This window comes from Streptomyces sp. NPDC002835 (genome assembly GCF_053591995.1).
Genome location: NZ_JBSFUW010000019.1, coordinates 36,384 through 60,374, shown reverse-complemented (window position 1 = coordinate 60,374; position 23,991 = coordinate 36,384). Strand labels below are relative to the sequence as shown.

Sequence of the window (23,991 nt, the reverse complement as noted above, 5' to 3'; positions counted from 1 at the left end):
CATGGTCAGACCAGGGCCGGACCCGACCGCTCAGGATACGGCCGTGGTCGTGTCCTGGCGTTCTGCCCTCAACACGTCACGGAGCGGGCCCCGCAGTCGCGGGGCCCGCTCCGTGACGTGTCCCAGGTCCCGGTCACCAGGTGGCGCGCACCTGCCGGATGATGCGCCGGCGCAGCCGCACTCTGCGGCTGCCGTCACGGTGCAGGGTCAGTCGGTCCAACTCCCAGTGTCCGTACTCGGCATGGTCGGTCAGCAGACGGGTCGCTTCCGTGCGGGAGACCCCGCGCGGCACGTACACGTCGACAAATTCGTATTCCGGCATCGCATCTATTGTGCGGGCAGCGCCCCGGTACGGATAGCGTCTGCACTATGTCTGATGCTGCGCAGCCCACCGCTGCCGAGGTACGTGCCGCCGCCGAGGCGGTCAAAGCCGCACTGGACCGTCACCTCGAGGCGGTCGAGAACCGCACCGGAGACGACGACCCGGCCGTCTACGAAGCCTTCAACGAGCTCGCCGCGGCCGCCGAGGCGTACGACGAGCGGCTCTACGACCGCTATGACGAGGTGACCCCCTTCGAGATCCCCGGCGCGGACGATTCCCTGCCGCCGTACGCGGGACCCGAGGAGCCGAACGCGCTGAGCGTCCTGATCCGCCGGGACTACGCCGTGGTGGAGCCCAAGCGGCTGCTGGCACAGGCGCAGCGCATCGCGGACCTCGAGCGGGACGGGGACGAGGACGTGCTGACCGCGCCGGTCGTCGGCGCCAGCGTGCACGCGGCTCTCGGGGTGCTCTTCGGCGAGTTCGAGCCGGACGAAATCGCCTCACGGCACAAGGAGTTCGGTCTCGAGGAGGGCGACTCCACGCTGTGGGTGGCCGCCGCCGACGAGCTTCCGGAGCCGGGGGAGTGGCTGAGCGTGCCCTTCGACCAGGCCGACCCCGAGCAGGTCGTCTGCCGGTTCGACGTCAGCTCCGTCTTCGACGAGGACGAGCTGCGCGAGGAGCTGGTGGAGTCCGACGACGAGACCTGACCGGCCTGTGCCGTTCACCGTTCGCCGTTCCCGGCCCGGGACGACCCACACTGGGTCGTCCCGGGCCGGGGCCGTTCACCGGGCCTGCTGTGCCGGTTCCTGCGGCTGCTGTCCCTGTCCCTGTCCCTGTGGCTGGGGCGCCGGCTCGGCGAGCAGGCCCTCCAGCAGCGTCCGCAGCCGTGTGGTGCGCTGCGGGCCCGGGCGCTCGGCGACCGCCTGCGGGAGCGCCTGGTCCACGCCGTGCACCACCGACAGATGCCGCTCGGCCCGGCCGAACGCCGTGTACACCCACGGCCTGCTCAGCGCCTGCGCCGCGTCGCCCGGCAGCACGGCGACCACGGCCGGCCAGCGCAAGCCGGCGGCCTGGTGTGCGGTGAGTGCCCAGCCGTGGCGCAGCGCCGACTCGACCCGCTCCCTCGGCACGACCGTCCGGACGCCATCACAGTCCAGATGCAGCCCGGACGCGTCCGCCGAGACGACGGTGCCCATGAGCGTCCGGCCGGGCGCCTGCGAGTAGGCGACCCGGTCGCCGGGATCGAAGCCGCCGAAACGTCCGCCGCCGGGGTTGAGGCGCTGCTTGAGCGCCGCGTTGAGCTCGCGGGTGCCCGCGGAGCCGCCGTGCCCCACCGTGACGACCTGGGTCTGCTCGGCGGGCACCCCGATGGCCCGCGGCACCGAGTCGGCGACCAGCTGGACCGTACGGTGCACGGCCTCGCCCGCGTCCCGCACCGGGACGATCACGACCTCCTTGCCCGGGGCCGCGACCTGGTTCAGCTCGCCGATGCCGATGCCCGACACCAGCTCGCCGAGCGGACCGGGGTCGGGCGTACGCGACGCGATCTGCGGGCACACCCGGGCCGCCAGCAGGTCCTGGAACACCCGGCCCGCACCCGCGCCGGCGAGCACGCCCGGGTCGCCGCCGAGGACGAGCCGACCGCCGTCCGGCATGGACTCCACCAGCATCGCGGCGGCCTCCACGTCCAGCTGTGGTGCGTCCAGTACGACGAGCAGGTCGAGCGCGAACGCGCCGTCCGCGTCACGGCCGGGTCCCGCGGAGCCGTCCAGCAGGGCGGCGACGGTCACGGCGCCGACGTCCGGTCCGAGCCTGCGCACGCCGTTCTCCGCGTGCACGGCCACGACGGCCCGCAGACCGAGGCGGCGGGCGGTCTCCGCGAGGGCGACGGGCTCGGCGCGGGAGGCCTCACCGCCGGTGTGCACGACCAGACCGTGCGCCCCCGCGGCCCGTACGAGCTCCGGCCCCTCCCAGACATCGGCCGGCCCGGTCCTGACCAGCCTGGCAAGGCCGTCCGCGAGGCTTTCCTCCGCCATCGCGTACCGGTCGAGCCCCAGCAGCACGGGCACGGGCGGGGCGGCGTGCTCCTCGTCCTCCTCGCCCCCGTTCTCGTCGACCCCGTCCTGGAAAACCAGGACGGTGCCGTCCGCGACGGCCTGCTGTACGGCTCCGTCCGGATCGGGCACCGACCGCTCCGCGAGCGCGGCCCGTACGGCCGGTGCGTCGAGGGCCGTGTGCCCCAGGAGAGCGGCGCGCTCCAGCAGCCACGTGACGAGCGCCGAGGTCCGGCGCTCGTCGCCGGGCCCGGCCTCCGGGCCGAGCAGCGCACGGGCGAACCCGTCCGCCTGCTCCGGCCGCACGCCCGGCACGGCGAGCAGCTGCCAGGGGTCCTCGGCGAGCACGTCACCGGCCGCCTCGCCCAGGACCTCGGCGGCCTGCCCGGCGAGCCCCTCGGGCGCGCCGCCCTTCACGAGCAGGCCGCGCACGGCGGCGACGGCGTCCGGATCCGGCTCGGCCTGCGGCCGCCGTGCCGGGCGTGCGGCCGGAGCCGGCATGGGAGCGGCCCGCCGCGGCGGCTCGGGAGCGGGGGACCCGAAGGAGGCCGGGTCCGGCTTCTCGCCGCTCTCCACGGCCCGCACGGCGGCGAGCAGATCGGCGGCCTTCCCACTGAGCTTCGTCCCACTGGCGATGGGCCCCTCCCGCTCCGCCTTCCGCTGCGCGATCCGCTCCCGCAGCTCCCGCTGCGCGGCGATCTCGATCTCGACCTCACTCAGCCCGGAGCCCGCACCACCCGCGACGCCTTCGGCGTCCGCCGCGGCGGTGCTGCCGGGCTCGTCGCCGTCCGCCCCGCGTCCGGTGCCCGTCGCGTCGGTGTCCTCCACCGCCGCAGCCTCGTGGTCGGCCGGGCCTGCTGGCTGGTCGGCGCCGGCCGTTGCCGCTTCGGCGGCCGTGCCGGCTTCCGATGCGCCGGCGACGCCTTCGGCGTCCGCCTCGTCAGCGTCGGCCGCGTTCGCCTCGTTGGCCGGGTTGGCTTCCGCCTGGCCTTCGCCGCCTGCGGCGTCGGTGCTGCCGACCGCGTCCGCCCCGTCGGCGTTCGTCCCGCCTGTGTCCTCCACTCCCCCAGCCTCCTCCTTGCCCGAGCCCGCTACCTCGTCAGCGCCTGTCGCGTCGGCGACGGCGGTTTCCTCGACGCTGACAGCCTCGTCCGCCCCGCCGGTGCTGCCCGCCGGCCCAGCTACCTCAGCGTCGGCCAGGTCGGCGTCCGTCCCGCCTGTGTCCTCCACTCCCGCAGCCCCTTCGGCGGCCAGGCCGGCTGCCTCGTCGGCGTCGGCCGCGTCTGTGCCGGCGGCCGGGTCCGCGCCCGCCTCGCCGGTCCCGCCCGCGACGCCTTCGGCGTCCGACGCGTCCGACGCGTCCGACGCGTCAGCGGGCGCGGCGAGGCCGGTGCCCTCCACGCCCAAACCCTCCGCGGGGTCCGCCGGGGGAGGGGTGGAGTCGGCGGGGGGGCCGGGGGAGGTCCCCCGGGGACGCGCAGTCACAGCGTGCTCCAGTCCTGGTCGGGATAGCGGTGCACGGGCGCCGACACATCGTCGAGCGCCTGGCAGATCTCGTCAGGAAGAGTAAGCGCCTCCACTGACAACGCCGCGCTCAGCTGCTGAGAATTGCGCGCGCCGACGATCGGTGCCACCACCCCCGGCCGGTCGCGGACCCACGCCAGCGCCACCTCCAGCGGCGTCGCCGCCAGTCCGTCCGCCGCCGTCGCGACCGCGTCGACGATGCTGCTCGCCGCCTCGTCGAGGTACGGCTCCACGAAGGCCGCCATCTGTTCGGAGGCGCCCCGGGAGTCGGACGGCGTGGCGGTCCGGTACTTGCCGGTGAGCACGCCGCGCCCCAGCGGTGACGACGGCAGCAGGCCCACCCCCAGGTCGAGCGCCGCCGGCAGCACCTCCCGCTCCACGCCCCGCTGGAGGAGCGAGTACTCCATCTGGGTGCTCGCCAGCCGGGTGCGGGTACCCGGCGAGGCGAGCTGCCAGGTCGCCGCCTTCGCCAGCTGCCAGCCGCTGAAGTTCGACACGCCGGCGTACCGCGCCCGGCCGCTGCTGACCGCGATGTCGAGGGCCTGGAGCGTCTCCTCGAGCGGCGTGCCGGGGTCGAAGGCGTGGATCTGCCACAGGTCCACGTAGTCCGTGCCGAGCCGCGCCAGCGACGCGTCGAGCGCGGCGAGCAGATGGCCGCGTGAGCCGTCGAAGCGCCGGTCGGGGTCCGGCACGCTGCCGGCCTTCGTGGCGATCACCAGGTCCGCGCGGGGCACCAGCCGTTCGACCGACTGGCCCAGCAGATACTCGGCCTCCCCGCCGCCGTACACATCGGCGGTGTCGACCAGCGTCCCGCCGGCCTCCCAGAAGACCTTCAACTGGTCGGCGGCGTCGTGCTCGTCGGTGTCCCGGCCCCAGGTCAGGGTGCCGAGCCCGATCCGGGACACGCGCAGGCCGGTGCGGCCGAGATGCCTCTGCTCCATGGGCGCTGAGATTACTGGCCAGAGGCGCACCCTGAGAGAGCCTGTGGACAACGCGCCCCTCCCCGGAAGCGCCGCCCCGCGCTAGAGTCCCGGCACAGGCACGTTACTGATCAGTAAGAGGGAGCGGTTATGCGGCTCGGCATCAACCTCGGCTACTGGGGCGCGGGCATGGACGGCGACAACCTCGCCGTCGCACAGGAGGCCGACAGGCTCGGCTACGACGTCTGCTGGGCCGCGGAGGCGTACGGCTCCGACGCCCCGACCGTGCTCAGCTGGGTCGCCGCCCAGACCGAGCGGATCGACGTCGGCTCCGCGATTCTGCAGATCCCGGCCCGGCAGCCCGCCATGACGGCCATGACGGCGGCCACCCTGGACTCGCTCTCGGGCGGCCGGTTCCGGCTCGGGCTCGGCGTCTCGGGGCCGCAGGTCTCCGAGGGCTGGTACGGCGTCAAGTTCGACAAGCCGCTCGCCCGCACCCGCGAGTACGTCGAGATCGTGCGCAGGGCGATGTCCCGCGAGCGCCTCTCCTATGAGGGCGAGCACTGGACGCTGCCGCTGCCCGGCGGTCCGGGCAAGCCGCTCAAGCTCACCGTGCACCCGGAGCGCGAGCACATCCCGCTCTACATCGCGGCGATCGGCCCCAAGAACCTCGAACAGACCGGTGAGATCGCCGACGGCGCCCTGCTGATCTTCCCGTCCGCCGAGCACATCGAGGACACCGCGCTGCGCCACATCCGCGCGGGCCGCGAGAAGGCCGGCAAGGCGATGGACGGCTTCGACGTCTGCCCGACCCTGCCGCTCGCGGTCGGCGACGACGTCGCCGGCCTCGCCGACATGTTCCGGCCGTACACGGCTCTCTACGTCGGCGGCATGGGCAGCCGGAAGCAGAACTTCTACAACCAGCTCGCGCAGCGCATGGGTTACGAGAAGGAAGCCGCCGAGATCCAGGACAAGTACCTCGACGGCGACAAGGCCGGCGCGGCCGCCGCCGTTCCGCACACGCTGATCGACCAGACCGCGTTGCTCGGCCCGGTGGAGCGGATCGCCGACCGGATGCAGGCGTACGCGTCGGCCGGTGTCACCACCCTGACCCTCTCGCCCGCCGGCTTCACGCTCGACGAGCGGATCACCGCGCTGCGCGCCGGCACCGAGGCCCTGGAGCGCGCCGGCCTCGCCTGAACTCCCCGGGGCAAGCCTGCGGCCGTGGTGGGGGCTCGGGGGTCTTCCCCGCCACGGCCGTCACGCGGTACAACGCGCGACGGCCGTGGCGGTTACTGCCGTGCATACGGCCTTTCGCCGTGTCCTCTGGTCCGTTCGGTCGATTTGTCCGAGTGGGCCCTTGCCTGGGCGGCTGTATCCCATTTGACTCGCTCTTTGTGGATGTCCCGAAGGCCCGACGGAGGTTGCAGACATGCTCTCGGCCCGGAGTCTCTTCCAGGAGATCGTCGACGACGACGAGTCGTTTCGGCTGTTCTGCTCCATCGCGGCCGGCGGCGAGGCCCAGGGAGGCTGGGAGAACGGCCGCATCGCCGCCCTCGTCCCGGAGACACTGCGCGACCTGGCCCCGAAGATCGCCCGGCACGGGGCCGACGAGGACAAGCACGGCCGCCTGTTCCACGCCCTCCTCAAGAAGCGGCGGCTGGAGCCCGTCCCGGTGCCGCCGGAGACCGACTACACCATGCTGCTGGAGCGGCGGGGCATCGGCCTCGCCCACGAGAGGCTGCGCCGTGAGGACCGGCTGACCGAGCACGACATCGTCGTCTACCTCGCGCACAGCCGGGTCACCGAGCAGCGTGCGGCCGAGCAGATGGAGCTTCTGGTGAAGTACTTCGGCGACCGTCCGGGGATCGGCAGGGCGATCAGGATGATCAGCGCCGACGAGGACAGCCATCTGGCCTACTGCCACGAGGAACTGCTCCGTCTCTCCGCCGCCGGGCACGGCCGCACCGTACGGCGGGTGCTGCGTGAGAGCGCGCTGGCCGAGATCCGCGTCCACCGCGACGTCAGCCTCGCCGTCATGGCCCGCATGGGCCGGCTGCTGCGCTGGTCCCGGGCCAAGTCCGCGGCCCTGGCCGCCGGCATCCACGCGACGTACGAGTACGAACGGGTCCACGGCTGGCGTCGCATGGTGGACCTGAGGATCCCGGTCCGCCGCGGCGCCCTCGACGGCCCGGTCACCGCCGCTCCGGCCCCCGCCCACTGATCGTGGCCCGCCTCTCGGCCCTGGCGCCCGTACGCCGCCGCGCCCCCCTGTGGCCCGGCGAAGAGCGCCCGGCGGACGGCGGTCTGCGGTGGATCGCCGCCGTCTCCGTCCTCTACACGGTTGTCCAACTGGCGCTCGCCGTCGGCGGGACCAGCCTCGGCTGGGACGAGACGGTCTACGTCAGCCAGGTCACGCCCGGCTCGGAAGCCGCCTTCTTCAGCGCTCCCCGCGCTCGCGGCATCACCTTCCTCGTCGCGCCGGTGACGGCACTGACCTCGTCCGTCGAGGTACTCCGGAGCTATCTGGCGGTGCTGTCGGGCGCCGGTCTCTTCGTGTCCCTGGCGGTGTGGCGCGGGCTGCTGCCCCAGCGTGTGCTGGCCCTCGCCGGAGGGCTCTTCGCCGGCCTGTGGATCACGGTGTTCTACGGTCCGCAGGTCATGCCGAACCTCTGGGTCGCCCTTGGCGCGCTCTTCACGGTCGGCTGCTTCCTGCGAGCCGCCCGCGAGGGGTCCGGCCGGGCGGCGGTTCTCGGCGTCGGCGCGGGCACGGCCTTCATCGCGCTCATGCGGCCGACCGACGCCGTCTGGCTCCTCGTACCGCTCGCCGCCGTCGCCCTGCTGTCGCGCGCGGCCCGGCGGCCGGCGCTGGTGGTCGCGCTCCTCGCGGGCGCCGCCGTCGGCTGCGCTCCCTGGATCGTCGAGGCGTACGTCGCGTACGACGGGCTGTTCGCCCGGCTGCGGCGGGCCGGCGAGATCCAGGGACACCTGGGGCCGAACTTCGCCGTCGACGACCATGTGCGCGCGCTCAACGGCCGGGCGCTGTGCCGCCCCTGCGACATCCCGTGGCGGCAGCCGGTCACCGCGGTCTGGTTCTTCATGCTGCCGGTGCTGGTCGCGGGCGGCGTCCTGGTGGCCGCGCGTACCCGTCGCACCGTCACCGCGCTGCCGGTCGCGGGCCGGTTCGGCGTCGTGCCGGTGGCGACGCTGGCGGGGGTGTCCATGGCCCTGCCGTACCTGCTGCTGGTCGGCTACGCCGCGCCGCGGTTCCTGCTCCCCGCCTACGCGCTGCTCGCCCTGCCGGTCGCGGTGTGCCTGGCCGCCGTCGCCGGGCGGGGGTGGCCGGGCGTCGGCGCCGCTGTCGTCGCGGCCGCCCTGGCCTGTCACCTGGCCGTCCAGTACGTCGTGCTCGACGGCGCGATCGAGCGCAGCCGGGACAACCGCCGGTCGTTCGAACGGATCACCGCCGAACTGCACCGCCACGGCGTCCGCCCGCCCTGTGTGATCAGCGGCACCGAAGCGCCCCGGATCGCCTTCGAGACCGGCTGCGCCTCGCGTCAGGTCGGCGGGCACGACGGCAGCATCACCAGGGCGGGAATCGGCGCGCTCGCGGCCGAGCAGCCGGTGGCCTACATCGGGGCGGCGGGGAGCCGGCCACCGGCGTTCGCCCGCGACTGGCGGCCCGTCCACCTGCCCGGGCTGCGCGCCCGCCCCGACCTCCGCGCCTACCTGGGCCCCGCGACACGCCCCTGACCGAACGACAGGCCCCTGACCACCGGCACCGCCGTGACCGAACAGAGCGTGCCCCTGACCGGCCGGCGCGCGCCCGCCGGGCTCAGAGCCAGCCGCGCCGCTTGAAGAGGCGGAACAGCCCGTACACCGCGCCCGCCATCAGCAGCACCGTCGCGGGGTAGGCCCAGACGACCTTCAGCTCCGGCATGTGCTCGAAGTTCATGCCGTAGATCCCCGCGACCATCGTCGGCACCGCCGCCATCGCCGCCCAGGCCGAGATCTTGCGCATGTCGTCGTTCTGCCGCACGCCCATCTGCGCCAGGTGTGCGGAGAGAATGTCGGACAGCAGCCGGTCCAACCCCTCCACATGCTCGTTCGCCCGGATCAGGTGGTCGCTGACGTCCCGGAAGAACGGCTGCGAGTGCTCATGGACGAACGGCACGCCCGCGCCTGCCAGCCGGGCCATCGGAGCCGCCAGCGGCCCCGCCGCACGGCGGAACTCGAGCACCTGCCGTTTGAAGGTGTAGATCCGCGCCGCCGTGTTCTTGGTGTCCCTGCGACCCGGTTCGAAGACCGCGGTCTCCATCTCCTCCAGGTCCACCTGGAGCTCGGCCGCGACATCGATGTAGTGGTCGACGATGGCGTCGCTGACCGCGTAGAGCACCGCGGTCGGCCCGTGCCGCAGCACCGCCGGCTCGGCCTCCAGCCGTTCGCGGACGGCGCCCAGCGGCGCGCCCTCGCCGTGCCGGACCGTCACCACGAACGAGTCGCCTATGAAGACCATCAGCTCGCCGGTGGTCACCGAATCGCTCTCCGGCTCGTACACCACGGGCTTGAGGACCACGAAGAGCGAGTCGTCGTACACCTCGAGCTTGGGCCGCTGATGCGCCTTGAGGGCGTCCTCCACGGCGAGCGGGTGCAGCGAGAACTCGTCCGCGACATGGTCGAACTCGTCCTCCGTGGGCTCGTGCAGGCCGATCCACAGGAACGCGTCACCGGTGGCCCGCGCCTCGTCCAGGGCGTCGGAGAAGTCCGACGGGCCCTCGGTGCGGCGTCCGTCGCGGTAGATGGCGCAGTCCACGATCACGGCGCGCATTCTTCCCTGACCGGCGCCCCGGCACACCCGCGGCCCGCCACACCTGCCAGGACCGTAGGCTGGCCCCCATGGCCACGCTGATCCTCGTACGCCACGGACGCTCCACCGCCAACACCGAAGGGGTGCTCGCCGGCTGGACACCCGGTGTCCGCCTCGACGAGCGCGGCACCGCACAGGCGGCCGGGCTGCCCGCAAGACTGGCCGACGTGCCGCTCGCGGCGGTCGTCTCCAGCCCGCTCGAACGCTGCCGCGAGACCCTCGCGCCTCTCCTGGCGGCACGGCCCGCGCTCACCCTGCAGACCGACGAGCGCATCGGGGAGTGCCACTACGGCGACTGGTCCGGCCGCAAGCTCAAGGAGCTCGCGCAGGACCCGCTGATGGAGGTCGTCCAGCACCATCCGTCGGCGGTGGTCTTCCCCGGGGGCGAGTCCATGCGGGCCATGCAGGCGCGCGCGGTCGACGCCGTCCGCGACTGGAACGCGCGCGTCGACCAGGAGTACGGCGAGGACGCCGCGTTTCTGATGTGCTCGCACGGGGACATCATCAAGTCCCTGGTGGCGGACGCCCTGGGCCTGCATCTCGACCTGTTCCAGCGCATCCACGCCGAACCGTGCTCCGTCACCGCCGTCCGCTACACCCGCAGCCGGCCGTTCCTGCTGCGACTCGGCGACACCGGCGAGTTGGGAGCCCTGGTGCCCCCGGCGCAGGGCCCGCAGGAAAAGACCGGCAGCGACGACGCGGTCGTCGGGGGCGGCGCGGGCGCACCGTGATCGCTTCGCGCAGTAGGGTGGACGCGCCGAAAAGCTGAATTCCGCCTCATTCCGTGACTCTCGTACGACCCGCTCGGAAACCCGACCGACCCGACGATCCAAAGGGAGACAGAACGTGTCCCGTCAGGTGTTCCTCTACGACCCGCCGGACCGTTTCGTGGCCGGTACGGTCGGGCTGCCTGGCCGCCGTACGTTCTTCCTGCAGGCTTCCGCCGCAGGGCGCGTGACCAGCGTGGCCCTGGAGAAGACTCAGGTGGCCGCCCTCGCGGAGCGCATCGACGAACTGCTGGACGAGGTGGTGCGCCGCACCGGCGGCAACGCGCCGGTGCCCGCCGTCGCCCCGGCCGACGTCGCCGACACCGCGCCGCTCGACAATCCGGTCGAGGAGGAGTTCCGCGTCGGCACCATGGCGCTGGCGTGGGACGGCGAGGAACAGCGCATGATCGTGGAGGCGCAGGCACTCGTCGAACTCGAGGCCGAGTCGGAGGAGGACCTCGCGGAGGCCGAGGAGCGGCTGCTGCAGGACGAGGAGAACGGCCCGCCGATGCTGCGGGTCCGGCTCACCGGCGCGCAGGCCAGGGCGTTCGCCAAGCGTGCGCTGGAGGTGGTGAACGCCGGCCGTCCGCCGTGCCCGCTGTGCAGCCTGCCCCTGGATCCGGAAGGACACGTATGCCCGCGCCAGAACGGATACCGACGGGGCGAGTGAGCGCGCCCGACGCGCTCACACTGCTGGCCGAGGGCGAGCTGACCGTGCGCGGACGGGTGCGCCAGGCGTCCAACGCGGTGCTGTACTGCACGGTCTCGCTCGACGGCGAGGAAGCCCGCTGCGTCTACAAGCCCGTCGCGGGCGAGCGCCCGCTGTGGGACTTCCCGGACGGCACGCTCGCGCAGCGCGAGGTGGCGGCCTACGCGCTCTCCGAGGCGACCGGCTGGGGCCTGGTGCCGCCCACCGTCCTGCGCGACGGCCCGTACGGCGAGGGCATGGTCCAGCTGTGGATCGAGGCGGACCCGGAGACCTCCCTGCTGGCCCTTGTAGAGGACGAGGAGCCCGGGGACGGCTGGAAAGCGGTCGGCTTCGCCGACGTCGGCGAGGGCCGTACGGCACTGCTCGTCCACGCGGACGACGTACGGCTGCGCCGGCTCGCCGTGCTCGACGCGGTGATCAACAACGGTGACCGCAAGGGCGGCCATCTGCTGACCACCGCCGACGGAAGCCTGTACGCGATCGACCACGGCGTCACCTTCAACGTCGAGGACAAGCTGCGCACCCTGCTGTGGGGATGGGCGGGGGAACCGCTGCCGCCCGAGGCCACGGCGACCCTGACCGCCGTGGCGGCCGCCCTCGGCGACGGCGGTCCGCTCGCCATCCGTCTGGCGCAACTGCTCACCGCGGCGGAGGTGGCCGCCGTGCGCGGCAGGGTGGCGGCGCTGCTCGGCTCCGGCACGCACCCGGTGCCCTCCGGGGAGTGGCCCGCGATCCCGTGGCCACCCGTGTAGCCACCGGCCTGCACACCGGCGGCCTGATTGCAAGAGTGCCCAACCGGCCATCACCAGTGATCCGGTTCGTATGCGGAAGCGGCATCCGGTTACGCTCATGGCATGCATGCCTGGCCCGCTTCTGAGGTCCCCGCCCTGCCCGGCAAGGGCCGCGACCTCCGGATCCACGACACCGCGACCGACGGTCTGGTGACCCTCGACCCCGGTCCCGTCGCCCGTATCTACGTCTGCGGCATCACACCGTACGACGCGACCCACATGGGGCACGCGGCGACCTACAACGCGTTCGACCTCGTGCAGCGCGTGTGGCTCGACACCAAGCGGCAGGTTCACTACGTCCAGAACGTCACGGATGTGGACGACCCACTGCTCGAGCGCGCGACCCGCGACGGGCACGACTGGGCGGAGCTCGCGGAACGCGAGACCGCCCTGTTCCGCGAGGACATGACCGCACTGCGGATGCTGCCGCCGCGCCACTACATCGGAGCGGTCGAGGCCATCCCCGGCATCGTCCCGCTGGTGGAACGGCTCCGCGACGCGGGCGCCGCCTACGAGTTGGAGGGCGACGTCTACTTCTCGGTCGAGTCCGACCCGCACTTCGGGGAGGTGTCCCGGCTCGACGCGGAGGCGATGCGCCTGCTGTCCGCGGAACGCGGCGGCGACCCCGAACGACCCGGCAAGAAGAACCCGCTCGACCCGATGCTGTGGATGGCCGCCCGCGAGGGGCAGCCGGACTGGGACGGCGCCTCGCTCGGCCGCGGCCGGCCCGGCTGGCACATCGAGTGCGTCGCCATCGCGCTCGACCACCTCGGTATGGGCTTCGACATCCAGGGCGGCGGCTCCGACCTCGCCTTCCCGCACCACGAGATGGGCGCCTCGCACGCCCAGGCCCTCACCGGCGAGCACCCGTTCGCGAAGGCCTACGTCCACGCGGGCATGGTGGCCCTCGACGGCGCGAAGATGTCCAAGTCCAAGGGCAATCTCGTCTTCGTCTCCAAGCTTCGCCGCGACGGCGTGGACCCCGTCGCCATACGGCTCGCGCTGCTCTCGCGCCACTACCGGGCCGACTGGGAGTGGACCGACACGGTGCTCGGCGACGCGGTGGAGCGGCTCGCGCGGTGGCGCGCGGCCGTCTCGCGGCCCGACGGGCCGTCCGCCGACGCCCTGGTCGAGGAGGTCCGCGAGGCCCTCGCCGACGACCTCGACGCGCCGTCGGCACTCGCCGCCGTGGACCGCTGGGCCGCGCTCCAGCAGTCCGGGGGCGGCACGGACGAGGGCGCCCCGGGGCTCGTGTCCCGCACGGTCGACGCGCTGCTCGGTGTGGCGCTGTGAAGAAGTCCCGCTTCCCGGGGCGCGGGAGCGACCGCGTCCCGGGAGGGCGTTCTTTCACTTGAACGTTCCAGCGGTGCGAAACCCCGGCGTGTGGTGAGCTGACGACATCCGGCCCTCAGGCGCATGTCACAGTTGCCGGAAGGATGCACAGTGGAACGTTCCTTCGCACGCAGAGAGGTTCTCGGCGCGGCCGCGGCCATCGGCTCGGCCGCGCTTCTCTGGCCCGCCGCCGGGGCCGCCCGTGCCGCGTCACCGAGGTCGTGGCCGACCCGCTTCCCCCTTCCGAACGGCTTCCAGCCCGAGGGAATCGCCATCGGCCGCAGCCCGTACGCCTGGTGCGGCTCCATCGCCGACGGCGACGTCCACCGGGCGAGCCTGGCCACCGGCCGCGGCCGGGTCGTCGTCGAGGGACTGGGCGCAGGGCGCTCCGTCATCGGCCTGAAGATCGACCGCCAGGAGCGGCGGCTGTTTCTCTCGGGCGGATTCAGCCGCGAGATCAGGGTCGCCGACGCGCGCTCCGGGGAGATCGTCAGGCTGTTCACCGTCGGCGCCGAGGGCACGATGGTCAACGACGTCGTCCTCACCCCCGGCGCGGCCTGGTTCACCGACTCGTTCCGTCCGCAGCTCTACCGGCTGGCGCTGGACCGGCGCGGGGAGCCCGCGCACGAGGTGGCGACCCTGCCGCTGGGCGGCGCTTGGGAGCAGGGCACCGACTTCACCGCCAACGGCATCGCCCGCACGCCCGACGGCAGCGCCCTGCTGGTTGTGAACACCGTGGTGGAGGGCGGCTCGCTGATGCGTGTCGATCCGCGCGACGGCGTCGCCCGGAGGGTCGATCTGGCGGACCTCGCCATCCCGTTCGGTGACGGCCTGCTGCTGATCGGCCGTCACCTCTACATCGTGCAGCAGCGGTTGAACCAGGTGGACGTGGTCCGGCTGAACGCCGCGGGCACCAGGGGCAGGCCCGTCGCCCGTATCACCGACCCGCGCTTCCGCATCCCGACAACGGCCGCGGCCTGGGGCGACCGGATCTATCTGCCCAACGCGCGGTTCGGCGTACCGCCGACGCCCGACACGGAGTACGACGTGGTCGCCGTCGACCAGGTGACCGGCTGAACGAGGGAGGGGGCCGGCGCCATCGGCGCCGGCCCCCTCCCGTACCGCTCAGTCCTGGGACGGGCCGCCCTCGGGGCCGTCGCCCTCGTCGTCGTCCCGCGCCTCCGGCTCGGTGCCGGCGCCTTCCGGCGTGCCGGTCTCGGCCTCCGGCCGCGGCGGCTTCGGGGGCTTGGTCCGGCCGGCCGGGTCGCGCAGATACGAACTGCCCTCGCCGCCGTCCGTCGCATGACCGCCGGGCCCGCCGTCGCGCCGGCGCAGATACCGCTCGAACTCGCGGGCGATGGCCTCGCCGGACGCCTCCGGCAGCTCGGCCGTGTCGCGCGCCTCCTCCAGCGTCTGGACGTACTCCGCGACCTCGCTGTCCTCCGCGGCCAGTTGGTCCACCCCGAGCTGCCAGGCCCGTGCGTCCTCGGCCAGTTCGCCCAGCGGGATCCGGAGGCCGATGAGGTCCTCCAGCCGGTTGAGCAGGGCGAGCGTCGCCTTGGGGTTGGGCGGCTGCGAGACGTAGTGCGGCACGGCCGCCCACAGGCTGACCGCGGGCACGCCCGCATGGGTGCACGCCTCCTGGAGGATGCCGACGATGCCGGTCGGCCCCTCGTACCGGGTCTCCTCGAGATCCATCGTCCTGGCCAGATCCGCGTCCGAGGTGATCCCGCTGACGGGCACCGGCCGGGTGTGCGGGGTGTCGCCGAGCAGCGCGCCCAGGATCACCACCATCTCCACGCCCAGTTCATGCGCGAAGCCCAGGATCTCGTTGCAGAACGAGCGCCAGCGCATGGACGGTTCGATACCGCGGACCAGGACCAGATCGCGCGGCTTGTCACCGCCGATGCGGACCACGGAGAGCCGCGTGGTCGGCCAGGTGATCTTCCGTACCCCGCCGTCCAGCCACACCGTGGGCCGGTTGACCTGGAAGTCGTAGTAGTCCTCGGCGTCGAGCGCCGCGAACACCTCGCCCTTCCATTCCCGGTCCAGATGAGCGACCGCGGTGGAGGCGGCGTCGCCGGCGTCGTTCCAGCCCTCGAACGCGGCCACCATGACCGGGTCGATCAGCTCGGGCACCCCCTCGAGCTCGATCACCCAGTGCCTCCTTCCGAAGTTCCCTTGTCCACACCCCAACCTTACGGCTTTCCACGTGTGCCGCCGCAGCCCCCTTGCACGGCCGGGTGAACTCGGCGGAGGTCGGGCAAACGTCCGAACGCAACACGGTAAGGCAGCCGGATACATCCGAGCTGTGAGCGGGAAATTCAAGCGAATCCCTGGACCCTTACCGCCCCGCGGCGCTATACATCGGATGTCCAGCAGAGGTCCGATGTCCATCGTCACCGGGGGGCGTGCATGAATCAGACCGTCGAGGCGTTCGAGGTCCACGACATCCGCTTCCCCACCTCCGAACAGCTCGACGGCTCCGACGCCATGAACCCGGATCCGGACTACTCCGCCGCCTATCTGGTGCTGCGCACCGGCGACGGCAGCGAGGGCCACGGCTTCTGCTTCACCATCGGCCGCGGCAACGACGTCACCGCCGCCGCCGTCGAGGCGCTGCGCCCCCATGTCGTCGGCCGCCCCGCCCCGGCGGGTGCCGCGGATCTGGCGGCGCTCCACCACGACCTCACCCACGACTCCCAACTCCGCTGGCTCGGCCCCGAGAAGGGCGTCATCCACATGGCCGCCGGGGCAGTCGTCAACGCGGCCTGGGACCTGGCGGCCACCCGGGTGGGCCTGCCCGTATGGGAGTTCCTCTCCGCGATGAGCCCGGAGGAACTCGTGTCCCTGGTCGACTTCCGCTATCTGACGGACGCACTGACCAGGGACGAGGCCCTCGGCATCCTGCGTGCCGCGGAACCGGGCAGGGCCGCACGGGCGGCGCTGCTCCGCGAGCGCGGCTATCCCGCGTACACCACCTCACCGGGCTGGCTGGGCTACTCCGACGAGAAACTGGCCCGGCTGGCGAAGGAAGCGGTCGCCGCCGGCTTCGGCCAGATCAAGCTCAAGGTGGGCGGCGACCTGGAGGACGACGTCCGGCGGCTGAAGGTCGCCAGGGCGGCCGTCGGCCCCTCCGTACGCATCGCCGTCGACGCCAACCAGCGCTGGGACGTCGCCGAGGCCGTGCGCTGGATGACCGCGCTCGCGCCCTACGAGCCGTACTGGATCGAGGAACCCACCAGCCCCGACGACATCCTCGGCCATGCCGCCGTACGCGTCGGCCAGCCCGTCAAGGTCGCCACCGGCGAACACGCCGCCAACCGCGTCGTCTTCAAGCAGCTGCTCCAGGCGGGGGCCGTCGACTTCGTCCAGATCGACGCCGCACGGGTCTCCGGCGTCAACGAGAACATCGCGATCCTGCTGCTCGCAGCCAAGTACGGCGTGCCCGTCTGCCCGCACGCCGGCGGCGTCGGACTGTGCGAACTCGTCCAGCACCTGGCCATGTTCGACTTCGTCGCCGTCTCCGGCAGCTGGGACGACCGCGTCATCGAGTACGTGGACCATCTCCACGAGCACTTCGCCGACCCGGCCGTCATCACGGGCGGACGCTACGCCGCACCCCGGGCGCCCGGCTTCTCCGCCCGGATGCTCCCCGGCTCCGTCACCGCCCACAGCTATCCGAACGGGCCCGTCTGGCAGGCCCGCCGCACCGCAACGGAGGACCACCGGTGACCGGCGCACAGGACTTCGCGGGCATGGCCGCCCTCGTCACCGGCGGGGCCTCCGGCATCGGGGCGGCCGTCGCCGCGCTGCTGCTGGCGCGCGGGGCGCGCGTCGCCGTCCTCGACCGCGACACCCGCGGCGCGCCCGAGGGGTGCCTCGCCCTCGAGGCCGACGTCACCGACGACGGCCGCGTGCGCCGGGCGGTGGACGCCGCCGTCGCCGAGTTCGGGGCGCTGCACACCGTCGTCTCCAACGCCGGTGTGGGCGCGGTCGGTACGGTCGCCGACAACGACGACGACGAATGGCGGCGCGTCCTCGACGTCAACGTGCTCGGCATGGTCCGGGTCGCCCGCCACGCCCTGCCGCATCTGCGGCGCGCGGCGGCGGCCCGGCCCGGAGCGGTCTCCGTCACCCACACCTGCTCCGTGGCCGCCACGGCGGGGCTCGAACAGCGCGCCCTCTACAGCGCGAGCAAGGGGGCGGTGCTGTCGCTGACGCTGGCCATGGCGGCGGACCACGTACGCGAGGGCATCCGCGTCAACTGCGTCAACCCCGGCACGGCGGACACGCCGTGGGTCGGCCGCCTGCTCGCCCGCGCCGACGACCCGGCGGCGGAGCGCGCGGCGCTCGCGGCCCGCCAGCCGGGGGGCCGGCTCGTCACGGCGGCCGAGGTCGCGGCGGCGGTCGGGTACCTGGCGAGCCCCGCGGCGGCGGCGGTCACGGGTACGGCGCTGGCGGTCGACGGCGGCCTCCAGGGGGTGCGTCTCCGCCCGTCGCGGTGACGCGGCTGCGACTCCGCTGCGCGGGGCGTCTTCCCCTACCCGTCCCTTCCCGCTGCACCGGATGTGCGGCTCCGCCGCGTGGGGACTCCGCCCGGACCCGCGCCTCAATCGCCGGCGAGGCTGGGAACCTGCCGGTCTTGTCGGGGCGCTGCCCCGAACCCCGCGCCTCAAACTCCCCCTACGGCCTGGCGGCCGTGGGAGGTGCCCCCAGCGAGGCTTGAGTTGCCCGGCAACTCAAGCCCGGCCGGCGATTGAGGCCACCGCGCGGAGCGTGGTATGGGGTCTGGGGCTTGCCCCGGTTTCGGGAAGGGGGCGGGGAGGGGAACAGCCCGCCGCAGGCGTTACAGCGTTGCCCGGAGCCACTGCTCCACGCTCGCCACGTGCACCGTCGCCCACGCCCTCGCCGCCTCCCCGTCACCCTCCCGCAGCGCCGCCAGGATCGCGCGGTGTTCGTGGAGGGTGCGGGGTACCGCGTCCTCCTGGGTGAGGCCGCGCCAGACGCGGGCGCGGGTCGTCGGGCCGGAGAGGCCGTCGAGGAGGGAGCAGAGCACCGAGTTGCCCGAGGCCCGCACGATGGCCCGGTGGAAGTCCAGGTCCGCCGCCACCAGGTCCTCGACCGACGGCTCCGGGCCGAGCGCGTCCAACTGGGCGGCGAGTGCGTCGAGTTCGGAGGCGGTGATCCGGCTCGCGGCCATCGCCGTGGCGGCCGGTTCCAGGATGCGGCGTACCGCGAGGAACTCCAGCACCGTGTCGTCCCGGTGGAAGTCGACGACGAAGCTCAGTGCCTCCAGCAGGAGCTGCGGGTCCAGGCTGGTCACATACGTGCCGTCGCCCTGCCGTACGTCGAGGATGCGGATCAGCGACAGCGCCCGTACCGCTTCGCGCAGCGAGTTGCGGGACAGGCCCAGCTCGGCCGCGAGCTCGCTCTCCTTGGGGAGGCGGTCGCCGGGCCGCAGGGCGCCGGAGACGATCATCGCCTTGATCTTCTCGATGGCCTCGTCGGTCACGGCCATGACGTCGCCCCCGTCGTTCGCACCATTCCAGCAGACATCGGAGGGGTGAGCGTACAACGAGGGCGGCCCCCCGGGGCCGCCCTCATCGTGCGTACCGACCTACCGTGCGCGCAGCACGTCCTCGACCCGGCCGCGGACCTCGTCCGTCGCCAGCCCCCGGATCGTCAGCGTCGTACGGCGGCGCAGCACGTCGTCCGCCGTCTCGGCCCACTCGTTGTCGCGGGCGTACACGACCTGCGCCCAGATCTCCGGCGCGTCCGGGTGGATGCGCTCGGCGAGCGCCGGGTCCTCGTCAGCCAGGCGGGCGATGTCGAAGGACAGCGAGCCGTAGTGGGTGGCGAGGTGCCGGGCCGTGTCGGCCGCCATCCGCGGGCCCGGGGTGCCGCCGTCCACCAGCAGCCGGTGGGCGACCGCGTTCGGGTTGGCGATGCCGGGCAGCGGCAGCTTCTTCGGCAGATGGGCCAGCGGCTCCATGTCCTCGGCGAGCGGGCGCCCCGGCAGGGTCGCCAGCTTGTTCATCACCGTGCGGCCGATGTGGCGGAACGTGGTCCACTTGCCGCCGGCCACGGACAGCATCCCGCCGCGCCCCTCCGTGACGACCGTCTCCCGCTTGGCCTTCGACGTGTCGCCGGGGCCGCCCGGCAGCACCCGGAGCCCGGCGAAGGAGTATGTGATCAGGTCCCGGGACAGCTGCTGGTCGCGGATGGAGAACGCGGCCTCGTCCAGGATCTGGGCGGTGTCCTTGTCGTTGACGGCGACGTCGCCCGGGTCGCCCTCGTACTCCTCGTCGGTCGTACCGAGCAGCAGCATGTCCTCCCAGGGCAGGGCGAACGTGATGCGGTACTTGTCGATCGGAGTGGCGAGCGCGGCACGCCAGGGGGCGGTGCGCTTGAGCACCAGGTGCGCGCCCTTGGAGAGGCGGATGGAGGGGGCCGCGTCCGGGTCCTCCATCCGGCGCAGGTGGTCGACCCACGGACCGGTGGCGTTGAGCACGAGGCGCGCGGTGACACCGAACTCGGTGCCGTCCGTGCGGTCCTTGAGCTCCGCGCCGGTGACCCGGCCCTTGGTGAACCGCAGGCCGGTGACCTCCGCGTGGTTGAGGACGGTCGCGCCCGACTGGGCGGCCGCGCGGACCGTCATCAGCGCCATACGGGAGTCGTTCATCTGGTCGTCGCCGTAGACGGCGACCGCCTTGAGGTTGTCGGTCCGCAGCTCCGGCACGTCCCGCTGTGCCTTCGCCGCCGATATGACGTGACCGACACCGTCACCGAAGGCGGACAGCGCCGAGTAGGCGAAGACGCCCGCGCCGAGCTTGGCCGCGCCGTGCGGGCCGCCCTTGTAGACGGGCAGGTAGAACTTGAGCGGGTTGGCCAGGTGGGGCGCCACCTGGCGGGAGACCGCGCGCCGCTCGAAGTGGTTCTCCGCGACCAGCTTCACCGCGCCGGTCTGCAGGTAGCGCAGTCCGCCGTGGAGCAGCTTGGAGGAGGCGGAGGAGGTGGCGCCGGCGAAGTCGCCGGCGTCCACCAGGGCCACCCGCAGCCCGGACTGCGCCGCATGCCAGGCGGTGGAGATGCCCAGGATGCCGCCGCCGATCACCAGGAGGTCGTACGTCGCCTTGGAAAGCTGCTCCCGAGTTTCGGCGCGGCCCGCTGCTCTGGGAGAAGACACAGCCGAGCCGGAGGCCGGGTGCGTCCCGGGGGAGGGGACGCTCTGCAGGGTGGTCATTCTTGCTCCTCGTCAGTTTTCCTCGTCGAGCCAGCCCATGGTCCGCTCCACGGCCTTGAGCCAGCTCTTGTACTCGCTGTCACGCTTGTCAGCGTCCATGCGGGGGGTCCACTCGGCGGCCCTGCGCCAGTTGGCGCGCAGCGCGTCGGTGTCCGGCCAGAAGCCGACGGCCAGGCCGGCGGCGTAGGCGGCGCCGAGGCAGGTCGTCTCGGCGACCATGGGGCGCACGACCGGCGCGTCCAGGAAGTCCGAGAGGGTCTGCATCAGCAGGTTGTTGGAGGTCATGCCGCCGTCGACCTTGAGCGCGGTCAGTTCGACGCCCGAGTCCTTGGTCATGGCGTCGGTGATCTCGCGGGTCTGCCAGGCGGTGGCCTCGAGCACGGCGCGCGCGATGTGCGCCTTGGTGACGTACCGGGTGAGACCGGCGATCACACCGCGGGCGTCGGAGCGCCAGTACGGGGCGAACAGCCCGGAGAAGGCCGGGACGAAGTAGGCGCCGCCGTTGTCGTCGACCGAGGAGGCGAGGGTCTCGATCTCCGCGGCCGAGTTGATGAGGCCCATCTGGTCGCGCATCCACTGCACCAGCGAACCGGTGACGGCGATCGAGCCCTCGAGCGCGTACACCGGCTTCTGGTCGCCGATGCGGTAGCCGACGGTGGTCAGCAGCCCGTTGTAGGAGTTGACGGGCTCCTCACCGGTGTTCATCAGCATGAAGGTGCCGGTGCCGTACGTGGACTTGGCCTCGCCCTTCGAGTAGCAGGTCTGGCCGAACAGGGCCGCCTGCTGGTCACCGAGCGCGGAGGCGACCGGGATGCCGTCCAGCGCGCCGCCCTTGGCGAGGCCGTAGACCTCGGCGGAGGACCGGATCTCCGGCAGGATCGCCGCCGGGACCTCCATGGACTGGAGGATCTTGTCGTCCCACTCCATGGTGTGCAGGTTCATCAGCATGGTGCGCGAGGCGTTGGTGACGTCGGTGACATGGACGCCGCCGTCGACTCCGCCGGTCAGGTTCCAGATGACCCAGGAGTCCATGGTGCCGAAGAGGATCTCGCCGCGCTCGGCGCGCTCCCGCAGGCCCTCGACGTTGTCGAGCAGCCAGCGGGCCTTCGGTCCGGCGAAGTACGAGGCCAGCGGGAGGCCGGTCTCACGGCGGAAGCGGTCCTGGCCGACGTTGCGGCCGAGGTCCTTGCACAGGGCGTCGGTGCGGGTGTCCTGCCAGACGATGGCGTTGTGGACGGGCTCGCCGGTGTTCTTGTCCCACAGCAGCGTCGTCTCGCGCTGGTTGGTGATGCCGATGGCCTTGACGTCGGCGGAGGTGATGCCGGCCTTCTCGATCGCGCCGGCCACGACCTCCTGGACGTTGGTCCAGATCTCGGCGGCGTCGTGCTCCACCCAGCCCGGCTTCGGGAAGATCTGCTCGTGCTCCTTCTGGTCGACGGAGACGATCCGGCCGTCCGTGTCGAAGACGATGCAGCGGCTGGATGTGGTGCCCTGGTCGATGGCGGCGATGAACGGGCCGGTGGTGTGTGCGTCGGTCACGGTCTGCTCCTGCTCAGGTCTCGTTGAATACGGCTCGTGCTGCTGATTCGGCTCACGCGAACGCGACGTTGTAGATACCCGCCGCGATGGCCGCACCGATCAGCGGGCCGGCGATCGGGATCCACGAGTAGCTCCAGTCGGAGCCGCCCTTGTTCGGCAGCGGAAGCAGGGCGTGCACGATGCGCGGACCCAGGTCACGGGCCGGGTTGATGGCGTAGCCGGTCGGACCGCCGAGGGAGAGACCGATGGCGACGACGACCAGGGCGACGATCAGACCGCCGATCGGGCCGAGGCCGTTGCCGCTCTCGTTGAGGCCCTGGGTGAGCACTGCCAGGACCAGCACGGTCGTGCCGATGATCTCGGTGGCGAGGTTCTGCCAGACGTTGCGGATCTCGGGGCCGGTGGAGAAGACGCCGAGGACCGGGCCGGCCTGGGCAGAGGTCTCGTCGTGCGGGCCCTCGATGGCCTTCTCGTCGACCGGCTCGCTGATGACCTCGGGGTCGGTGAGGTGGGCGTGGAACTGGCCGTAGTAGGCGAGCCAGACCAGGGTCGCGCCGATCATGGCGCCGAGCAGCTGGCCCGCGACGTAGACCGGGACGTTGCCCCAGTCGTTGTCCTTGATCGCGATGCCGAGGGTGACGGCCGGGTTGAGATGGGCGCCGGAGAGGGCACCTGTCATGTAGACGGCCGTCATGACCGCGAAGCCCCACCCGAAGGTGATGGCCAGCCAGCCCGCGTTCTGCGCCTTGGAGCGCTTGAGTACCACGGCGGCGACCACGCCACCACCGAGCAGGATGAGAACGGCGGTACCGATGATCTCGCCGATGAAGATGTCGGAGTTGGACACCCGCGACTCCTTTGTCCTTCGTCCAGGGGGAAGGCGAACCCCGGGTCCCTCCGGTGGTTCGCGCCCTCAGCAGAGGGCGTGCTCCCGGCCTGGCGTTGCCACACTCTAGCGCGTATTGCCGTTAGCTGTTCGGCATTGCCGACCGGTGAACGGCAGTTTTGTCCTCCGGTTAACACACGTCAAGGGTTGTGTCCGGCGAAAACCGGATCGTTACCGATGATGCGCCAGGGCGGTCAGAACCGCCCGGCGCCGAGGTCGCGCGACACCGCGCGGGCACAGTCCCGCACCGCCGCGACCAGCTCGGAGCGCAGTTCTCCGGCCTCGCAGATCCGCTCCACGGCGCCCGTGATGGCGACCGCGCCCACGGGCATCCGGCGCCGGTCGTGGATCGGTGCGGCGACGGCGGCGACGCCGTGCCAGGTCTCCTCCACATCGGCCGCCCACCCGCGCGCCCGGGCGTGGTCGAGCACCGCCTCGAACTCCTCGAGCCCGGTCACGGTCCGCGGCGTGAACGCCTTGCGGTCGACCTCGAGCGCCTCGGTGTGGGCCACCGGATCGTTGGCGGCGAGCACCTTGCCCAGGGCCGACGAGTGCAGCGGGTGCATCGCGCCGACCTCGAGGACCTGGCGGCTGTCGTCGGGCCGGAAGACGTGGTGCACGATCAGCACGCCGTGCTGGTGCAGGACGCCCAGGTGGACGCTCTCGCCGCTGGAGCGGGCCAGGTCGTCGGTCCAGACGAGGGCGCGCGCCCGCAGCTCGTGCACGTCCAGATAGCTGTTGCCGAGCCGCAGGAGCTCCGCGCCCAGCTGGTAGCGGCCGGAGGCGGCGTCCTGCTCGACGAAACCCTCCGCCTGCAGGGTCCGCAGGATGCCGTGGGCCGTACCCTTGGCCAGGTCCAGCGAGGACGCGATGTCGGAGAGGCCCAGCCGGCGCTCGCCGCCCGCGAGCAGGCGCAGCATGGCGGCTGCCCGCTCCAGTGACTGGATGTTCTTCGCCATCGGATCGGCCCTTCTCCAACACGGTTCGACAATGCTGAACACTATCGGTCGATGCCGACCTTGGTCACGGCGGAC

General features: G+C 72.6%; 21 protein-coding genes. 11 read left to right on the top strand and 10 right to left on the bottom strand.

Features of this window, described 5'->3' with window-relative positions; genetic code table 11:
* Positions 1–133: 133 nt before the first annotated feature.
* A complete protein-coding gene (locus tag ACWD01_RS21195; protein WP_451164019.1) occupies positions 134–322 on the bottom strand; it encodes a DUF5703 family protein in 189 nt (62 codons plus the stop codon).
* Positions 323–369: 47 nt separating this feature from the next.
* Here ACWD01_RS21195 and ACWD01_RS21190 point away from each other — a divergent pair, with 47 nt between their 5' ends.
* Entirely contained in the window at positions 370–1,029 is a 660-nt protein-coding gene (locus ACWD01_RS21190; RefSeq protein WP_451164017.1) for a hypothetical protein, read from the top strand.
* Positions 1,030–1,104: 75 nt separating this feature from the next.
* Here ACWD01_RS21190 and ACWD01_RS21185 read toward each other — a convergent pair whose 3' ends face one another.
* Positions 1,105–3,438 (bottom strand): ATP-binding domain-containing protein, encoded by a 2,334-nt coding sequence (locus ACWD01_RS21185; RefSeq protein ID WP_451164145.1) that lies wholly within the window; start codon positions 3,436–3,438, stop codon positions 1,105–1,107.
* Between the two features lie 419 nt (positions 3,439–3,857).
* Positions 3,858–4,841 carry an aldo/keto reductase gene (locus tag ACWD01_RS21180; protein WP_356895196.1) on the bottom strand — a complete coding sequence of 328 codons (984 nt, stop codon included), beginning with the start codon at positions 4,839–4,841 and terminating at the stop codon, positions 3,858–3,860.
* 129 nt (positions 4,842–4,970) lie between these two features.
* Here ACWD01_RS21180 and ACWD01_RS21175 point away from each other — a divergent pair, with 129 nt between their 5' ends.
* The 3 genes from ACWD01_RS21175 to ACWD01_RS21165 all read left to right on the top strand — a co-directional run bounded on the left by ACWD01_RS21175 (position 4,971) and on the right by ACWD01_RS21165 (position 8,573).
* Positions 4,971–6,020, top strand: a complete 1,050-nt coding sequence (locus tag ACWD01_RS21175; RefSeq protein ID WP_451164016.1) for an LLM class F420-dependent oxidoreductase — start codon at positions 4,971–4,973, stop codon at positions 6,018–6,020.
* A gap of 232 nt (positions 6,021–6,252) precedes the next feature.
* Positions 6,253–7,044 carry a ferritin-like domain-containing protein gene (locus tag ACWD01_RS21170; RefSeq protein ID WP_451164015.1) on the top strand — a complete coding sequence of 264 codons (792 nt, stop codon included), beginning with the start codon at positions 6,253–6,255 and terminating at the stop codon, positions 7,042–7,044.
* Between the two features lie 2 nt (positions 7,045–7,046).
* Positions 7,047–8,573: a hypothetical protein gene (locus ACWD01_RS21165; protein ID WP_451164014.1), complete on the top strand. Its 1,527-nt coding sequence runs from the start codon at positions 7,047–7,049 to the stop codon at positions 8,571–8,573.
* 82 nt (positions 8,574–8,655) lie between these two features.
* On the opposite strand, the gene ACWD01_RS21160 is transcribed toward ACWD01_RS21165, so the two are convergent.
* Positions 8,656–9,648, bottom strand: coding sequence for a magnesium and cobalt transport protein CorA (locus ACWD01_RS21160; protein WP_451164013.1), 993 nt, complete (start codon positions 9,646–9,648; stop codon positions 8,656–8,658).
* 68 nt (positions 9,649–9,716) lie between these two features.
* On the opposite strand from ACWD01_RS21160, the gene ACWD01_RS21155 reads away from it, so the two are divergent.
* The 5 genes from ACWD01_RS21155 (at position 9,717) to ACWD01_RS21135 (ending at position 14,363) form a co-directional block, all read left to right on the top strand.
* Positions 9,717–10,418, top strand: coding sequence for a histidine phosphatase family protein (locus ACWD01_RS21155; protein ID WP_451164011.1), 702 nt, complete (start codon positions 9,717–9,719; stop codon positions 10,416–10,418).
* Positions 10,419–10,533: 115 nt separating this feature from the next.
* Positions 10,534–11,124, top strand: a complete 591-nt coding sequence (locus ACWD01_RS21150; RefSeq protein WP_356895184.1) for a DUF3090 domain-containing protein — start codon at positions 10,534–10,536, stop codon at positions 11,122–11,124.
* The gene (locus ACWD01_RS21145) at positions 11,088–11,915 is read left to right on the top strand and encodes an SCO1664 family protein (protein ID WP_451164009.1); all 828 of its coding nucleotides are present in this window, start codon (positions 11,088–11,090) and stop codon (positions 11,913–11,915) included. The genes ACWD01_RS21150 and ACWD01_RS21145 overlap by 37 nt, the downstream gene beginning before the upstream one ends.
* 102 nt (positions 11,916–12,017) lie before the next feature.
* Positions 12,018–13,247 carry a cysteine--1-D-myo-inosityl 2-amino-2-deoxy-alpha-D-glucopyranoside ligase gene (gene mshC / locus ACWD01_RS21140; protein ID WP_451164007.1) on the top strand — a complete coding sequence of 410 codons (1,230 nt, stop codon included), beginning with the start codon at positions 12,018–12,020 and terminating at the stop codon, positions 13,245–13,247.
* 150 nt (positions 13,248–13,397) lie between these two features.
* Positions 13,398–14,363 carry an SMP-30/gluconolactonase/LRE family protein gene (locus ACWD01_RS21135; RefSeq protein ID WP_451164005.1) on the top strand — a complete coding sequence of 322 codons (966 nt, stop codon included), beginning with the start codon at positions 13,398–13,400 and terminating at the stop codon, positions 14,361–14,363.
* 48 nt (positions 14,364–14,411) lie between these two features.
* On the opposite strand, the gene ACWD01_RS21130 is transcribed toward ACWD01_RS21135, so the two are convergent.
* Entirely contained in the window at positions 14,412–15,443 is a 1,032-nt protein-coding gene (locus ACWD01_RS21130; protein WP_451164003.1) for a PAC2 family protein, read from the bottom strand.
* 258 nt (positions 15,444–15,701) lie between these two features.
* Between ACWD01_RS21130 and ACWD01_RS21125 the strand changes: the two genes are divergently transcribed.
* The gene (locus ACWD01_RS21125; RefSeq protein ID WP_451164001.1) at positions 15,702–17,021 is read left to right on the top strand and encodes an enolase C-terminal domain-like protein; all 1,320 of its coding nucleotides are present in this window, start codon (positions 15,702–15,704) and stop codon (positions 17,019–17,021) included.
* The gene (locus ACWD01_RS21120; RefSeq protein ID WP_451163999.1) at positions 17,018–17,794 is read left to right on the top strand and encodes an SDR family NAD(P)-dependent oxidoreductase; all 777 of its coding nucleotides are present in this window, start codon (positions 17,018–17,020) and stop codon (positions 17,792–17,794) included. The genes ACWD01_RS21125 and ACWD01_RS21120 overlap by 4 nt, the downstream gene beginning before the upstream one ends.
* A gap of 341 nt (positions 17,795–18,135) precedes the next feature.
* Here ACWD01_RS21120 and ACWD01_RS21115 read toward each other — a convergent pair whose 3' ends face one another.
* From ACWD01_RS21115 to ACWD01_RS21095, 5 genes are all read right to left on the bottom strand, one after another.
* Positions 18,136–18,807, bottom strand: coding sequence for a FadR/GntR family transcriptional regulator (locus tag ACWD01_RS21115; protein ID WP_451163997.1), 672 nt, complete (start codon positions 18,805–18,807; stop codon positions 18,136–18,138).
* A gap of 99 nt (positions 18,808–18,906) precedes the next feature.
* Complete coding sequence (locus tag ACWD01_RS21110) at positions 18,907–20,532, bottom strand: FAD-dependent oxidoreductase (RefSeq protein WP_451163995.1); 1,626 nt, start codon at positions 20,530–20,532, stop codon at positions 18,907–18,909.
* A 12-nt stretch (positions 20,533–20,544) separates the two neighbouring features.
* Positions 20,545–22,071 (bottom strand): glycerol kinase GlpK, encoded by a 1,527-nt coding sequence (glpK, locus tag ACWD01_RS21105; RefSeq protein WP_451163993.1) that lies wholly within the window; start codon positions 22,069–22,071, stop codon positions 20,545–20,547.
* Positions 22,072–22,123: 52 nt separating this feature from the next.
* A complete protein-coding gene (locus ACWD01_RS21100; RefSeq protein WP_451163991.1) occupies positions 22,124–22,918 on the bottom strand; it encodes an MIP/aquaporin family protein in 795 nt (264 codons plus the stop codon).
* A 233-nt stretch (positions 22,919–23,151) separates the two neighbouring features.
* Positions 23,152–23,916, bottom strand: a complete 765-nt coding sequence (locus ACWD01_RS21095; RefSeq protein ID WP_356895162.1) for an IclR family transcriptional regulator — start codon at positions 23,914–23,916, stop codon at positions 23,152–23,154.
* Positions 23,917–23,991 lie beyond the last annotated feature (75 nt).

Excerpts from the sequence above, each read along its gene's own strand:
- ACWD01_RS21125 (WP_451164001.1), top strand. The coding sequence starts at position 15,702 with ATGAATCAGACCGTCGAGGCGTTCGAGGTCCACGACATCCGCTTCCCC.
- ACWD01_RS21195 (WP_451164019.1), bottom strand. The coding sequence starts at position 322 with ATGCCGGAATACGAATTTGTCGACGTGTACGTGCCGCGCGGGGTCTCC.
- ACWD01_RS21115 (WP_451163997.1), bottom strand. The coding sequence starts at position 18,807 with ATGGCCGTGACCGACGAGGCCATCGAGAAGATCAAGGCGATGATCGTC.
- ACWD01_RS21170 (WP_451164015.1), top strand. The coding sequence starts at position 6,253 with ATGCTCTCGGCCCGGAGTCTCTTCCAGGAGATCGTCGACGACGACGAG.
- ACWD01_RS21145 (WP_451164009.1), top strand. The coding sequence starts at position 11,088 with ATGCCCGCGCCAGAACGGATACCGACGGGGCGAGTGAGCGCGCCCGAC.
- ACWD01_RS21180 (WP_356895196.1), bottom strand. The coding sequence starts at position 4,841 with ATGGAGCAGAGGCATCTCGGCCGCACCGGCCTGCGCGTGTCCCGGATC.
- mshC (WP_451164007.1), top strand. The coding sequence starts at position 12,018 with ATGCATGCCTGGCCCGCTTCTGAGGTCCCCGCCCTGCCCGGCAAGGGC.
- ACWD01_RS21190 (WP_451164017.1), top strand. The coding sequence starts at position 370 with ATGTCTGATGCTGCGCAGCCCACCGCTGCCGAGGTACGTGCCGCCGCC.
- ACWD01_RS21160 (WP_451164013.1), bottom strand. The coding sequence starts at position 9,648 with ATGCGCGCCGTGATCGTGGACTGCGCCATCTACCGCGACGGACGCCGC.
- ACWD01_RS21095 (WP_356895162.1), bottom strand. The coding sequence starts at position 23,916 with ATGGCGAAGAACATCCAGTCACTGGAGCGGGCAGCCGCCATGCTGCGC.
- ACWD01_RS21175 (WP_451164016.1), top strand. The coding sequence starts at position 4,971 with ATGCGGCTCGGCATCAACCTCGGCTACTGGGGCGCGGGCATGGACGGC.
- ACWD01_RS21110 (WP_451163995.1), bottom strand. The coding sequence starts at position 20,532 with ATGACCACCCTGCAGAGCGTCCCCTCCCCCGGGACGCACCCGGCCTCC.
- ACWD01_RS21155 (WP_451164011.1), top strand. The coding sequence starts at position 9,717 with ATGGCCACGCTGATCCTCGTACGCCACGGACGCTCCACCGCCAACACC.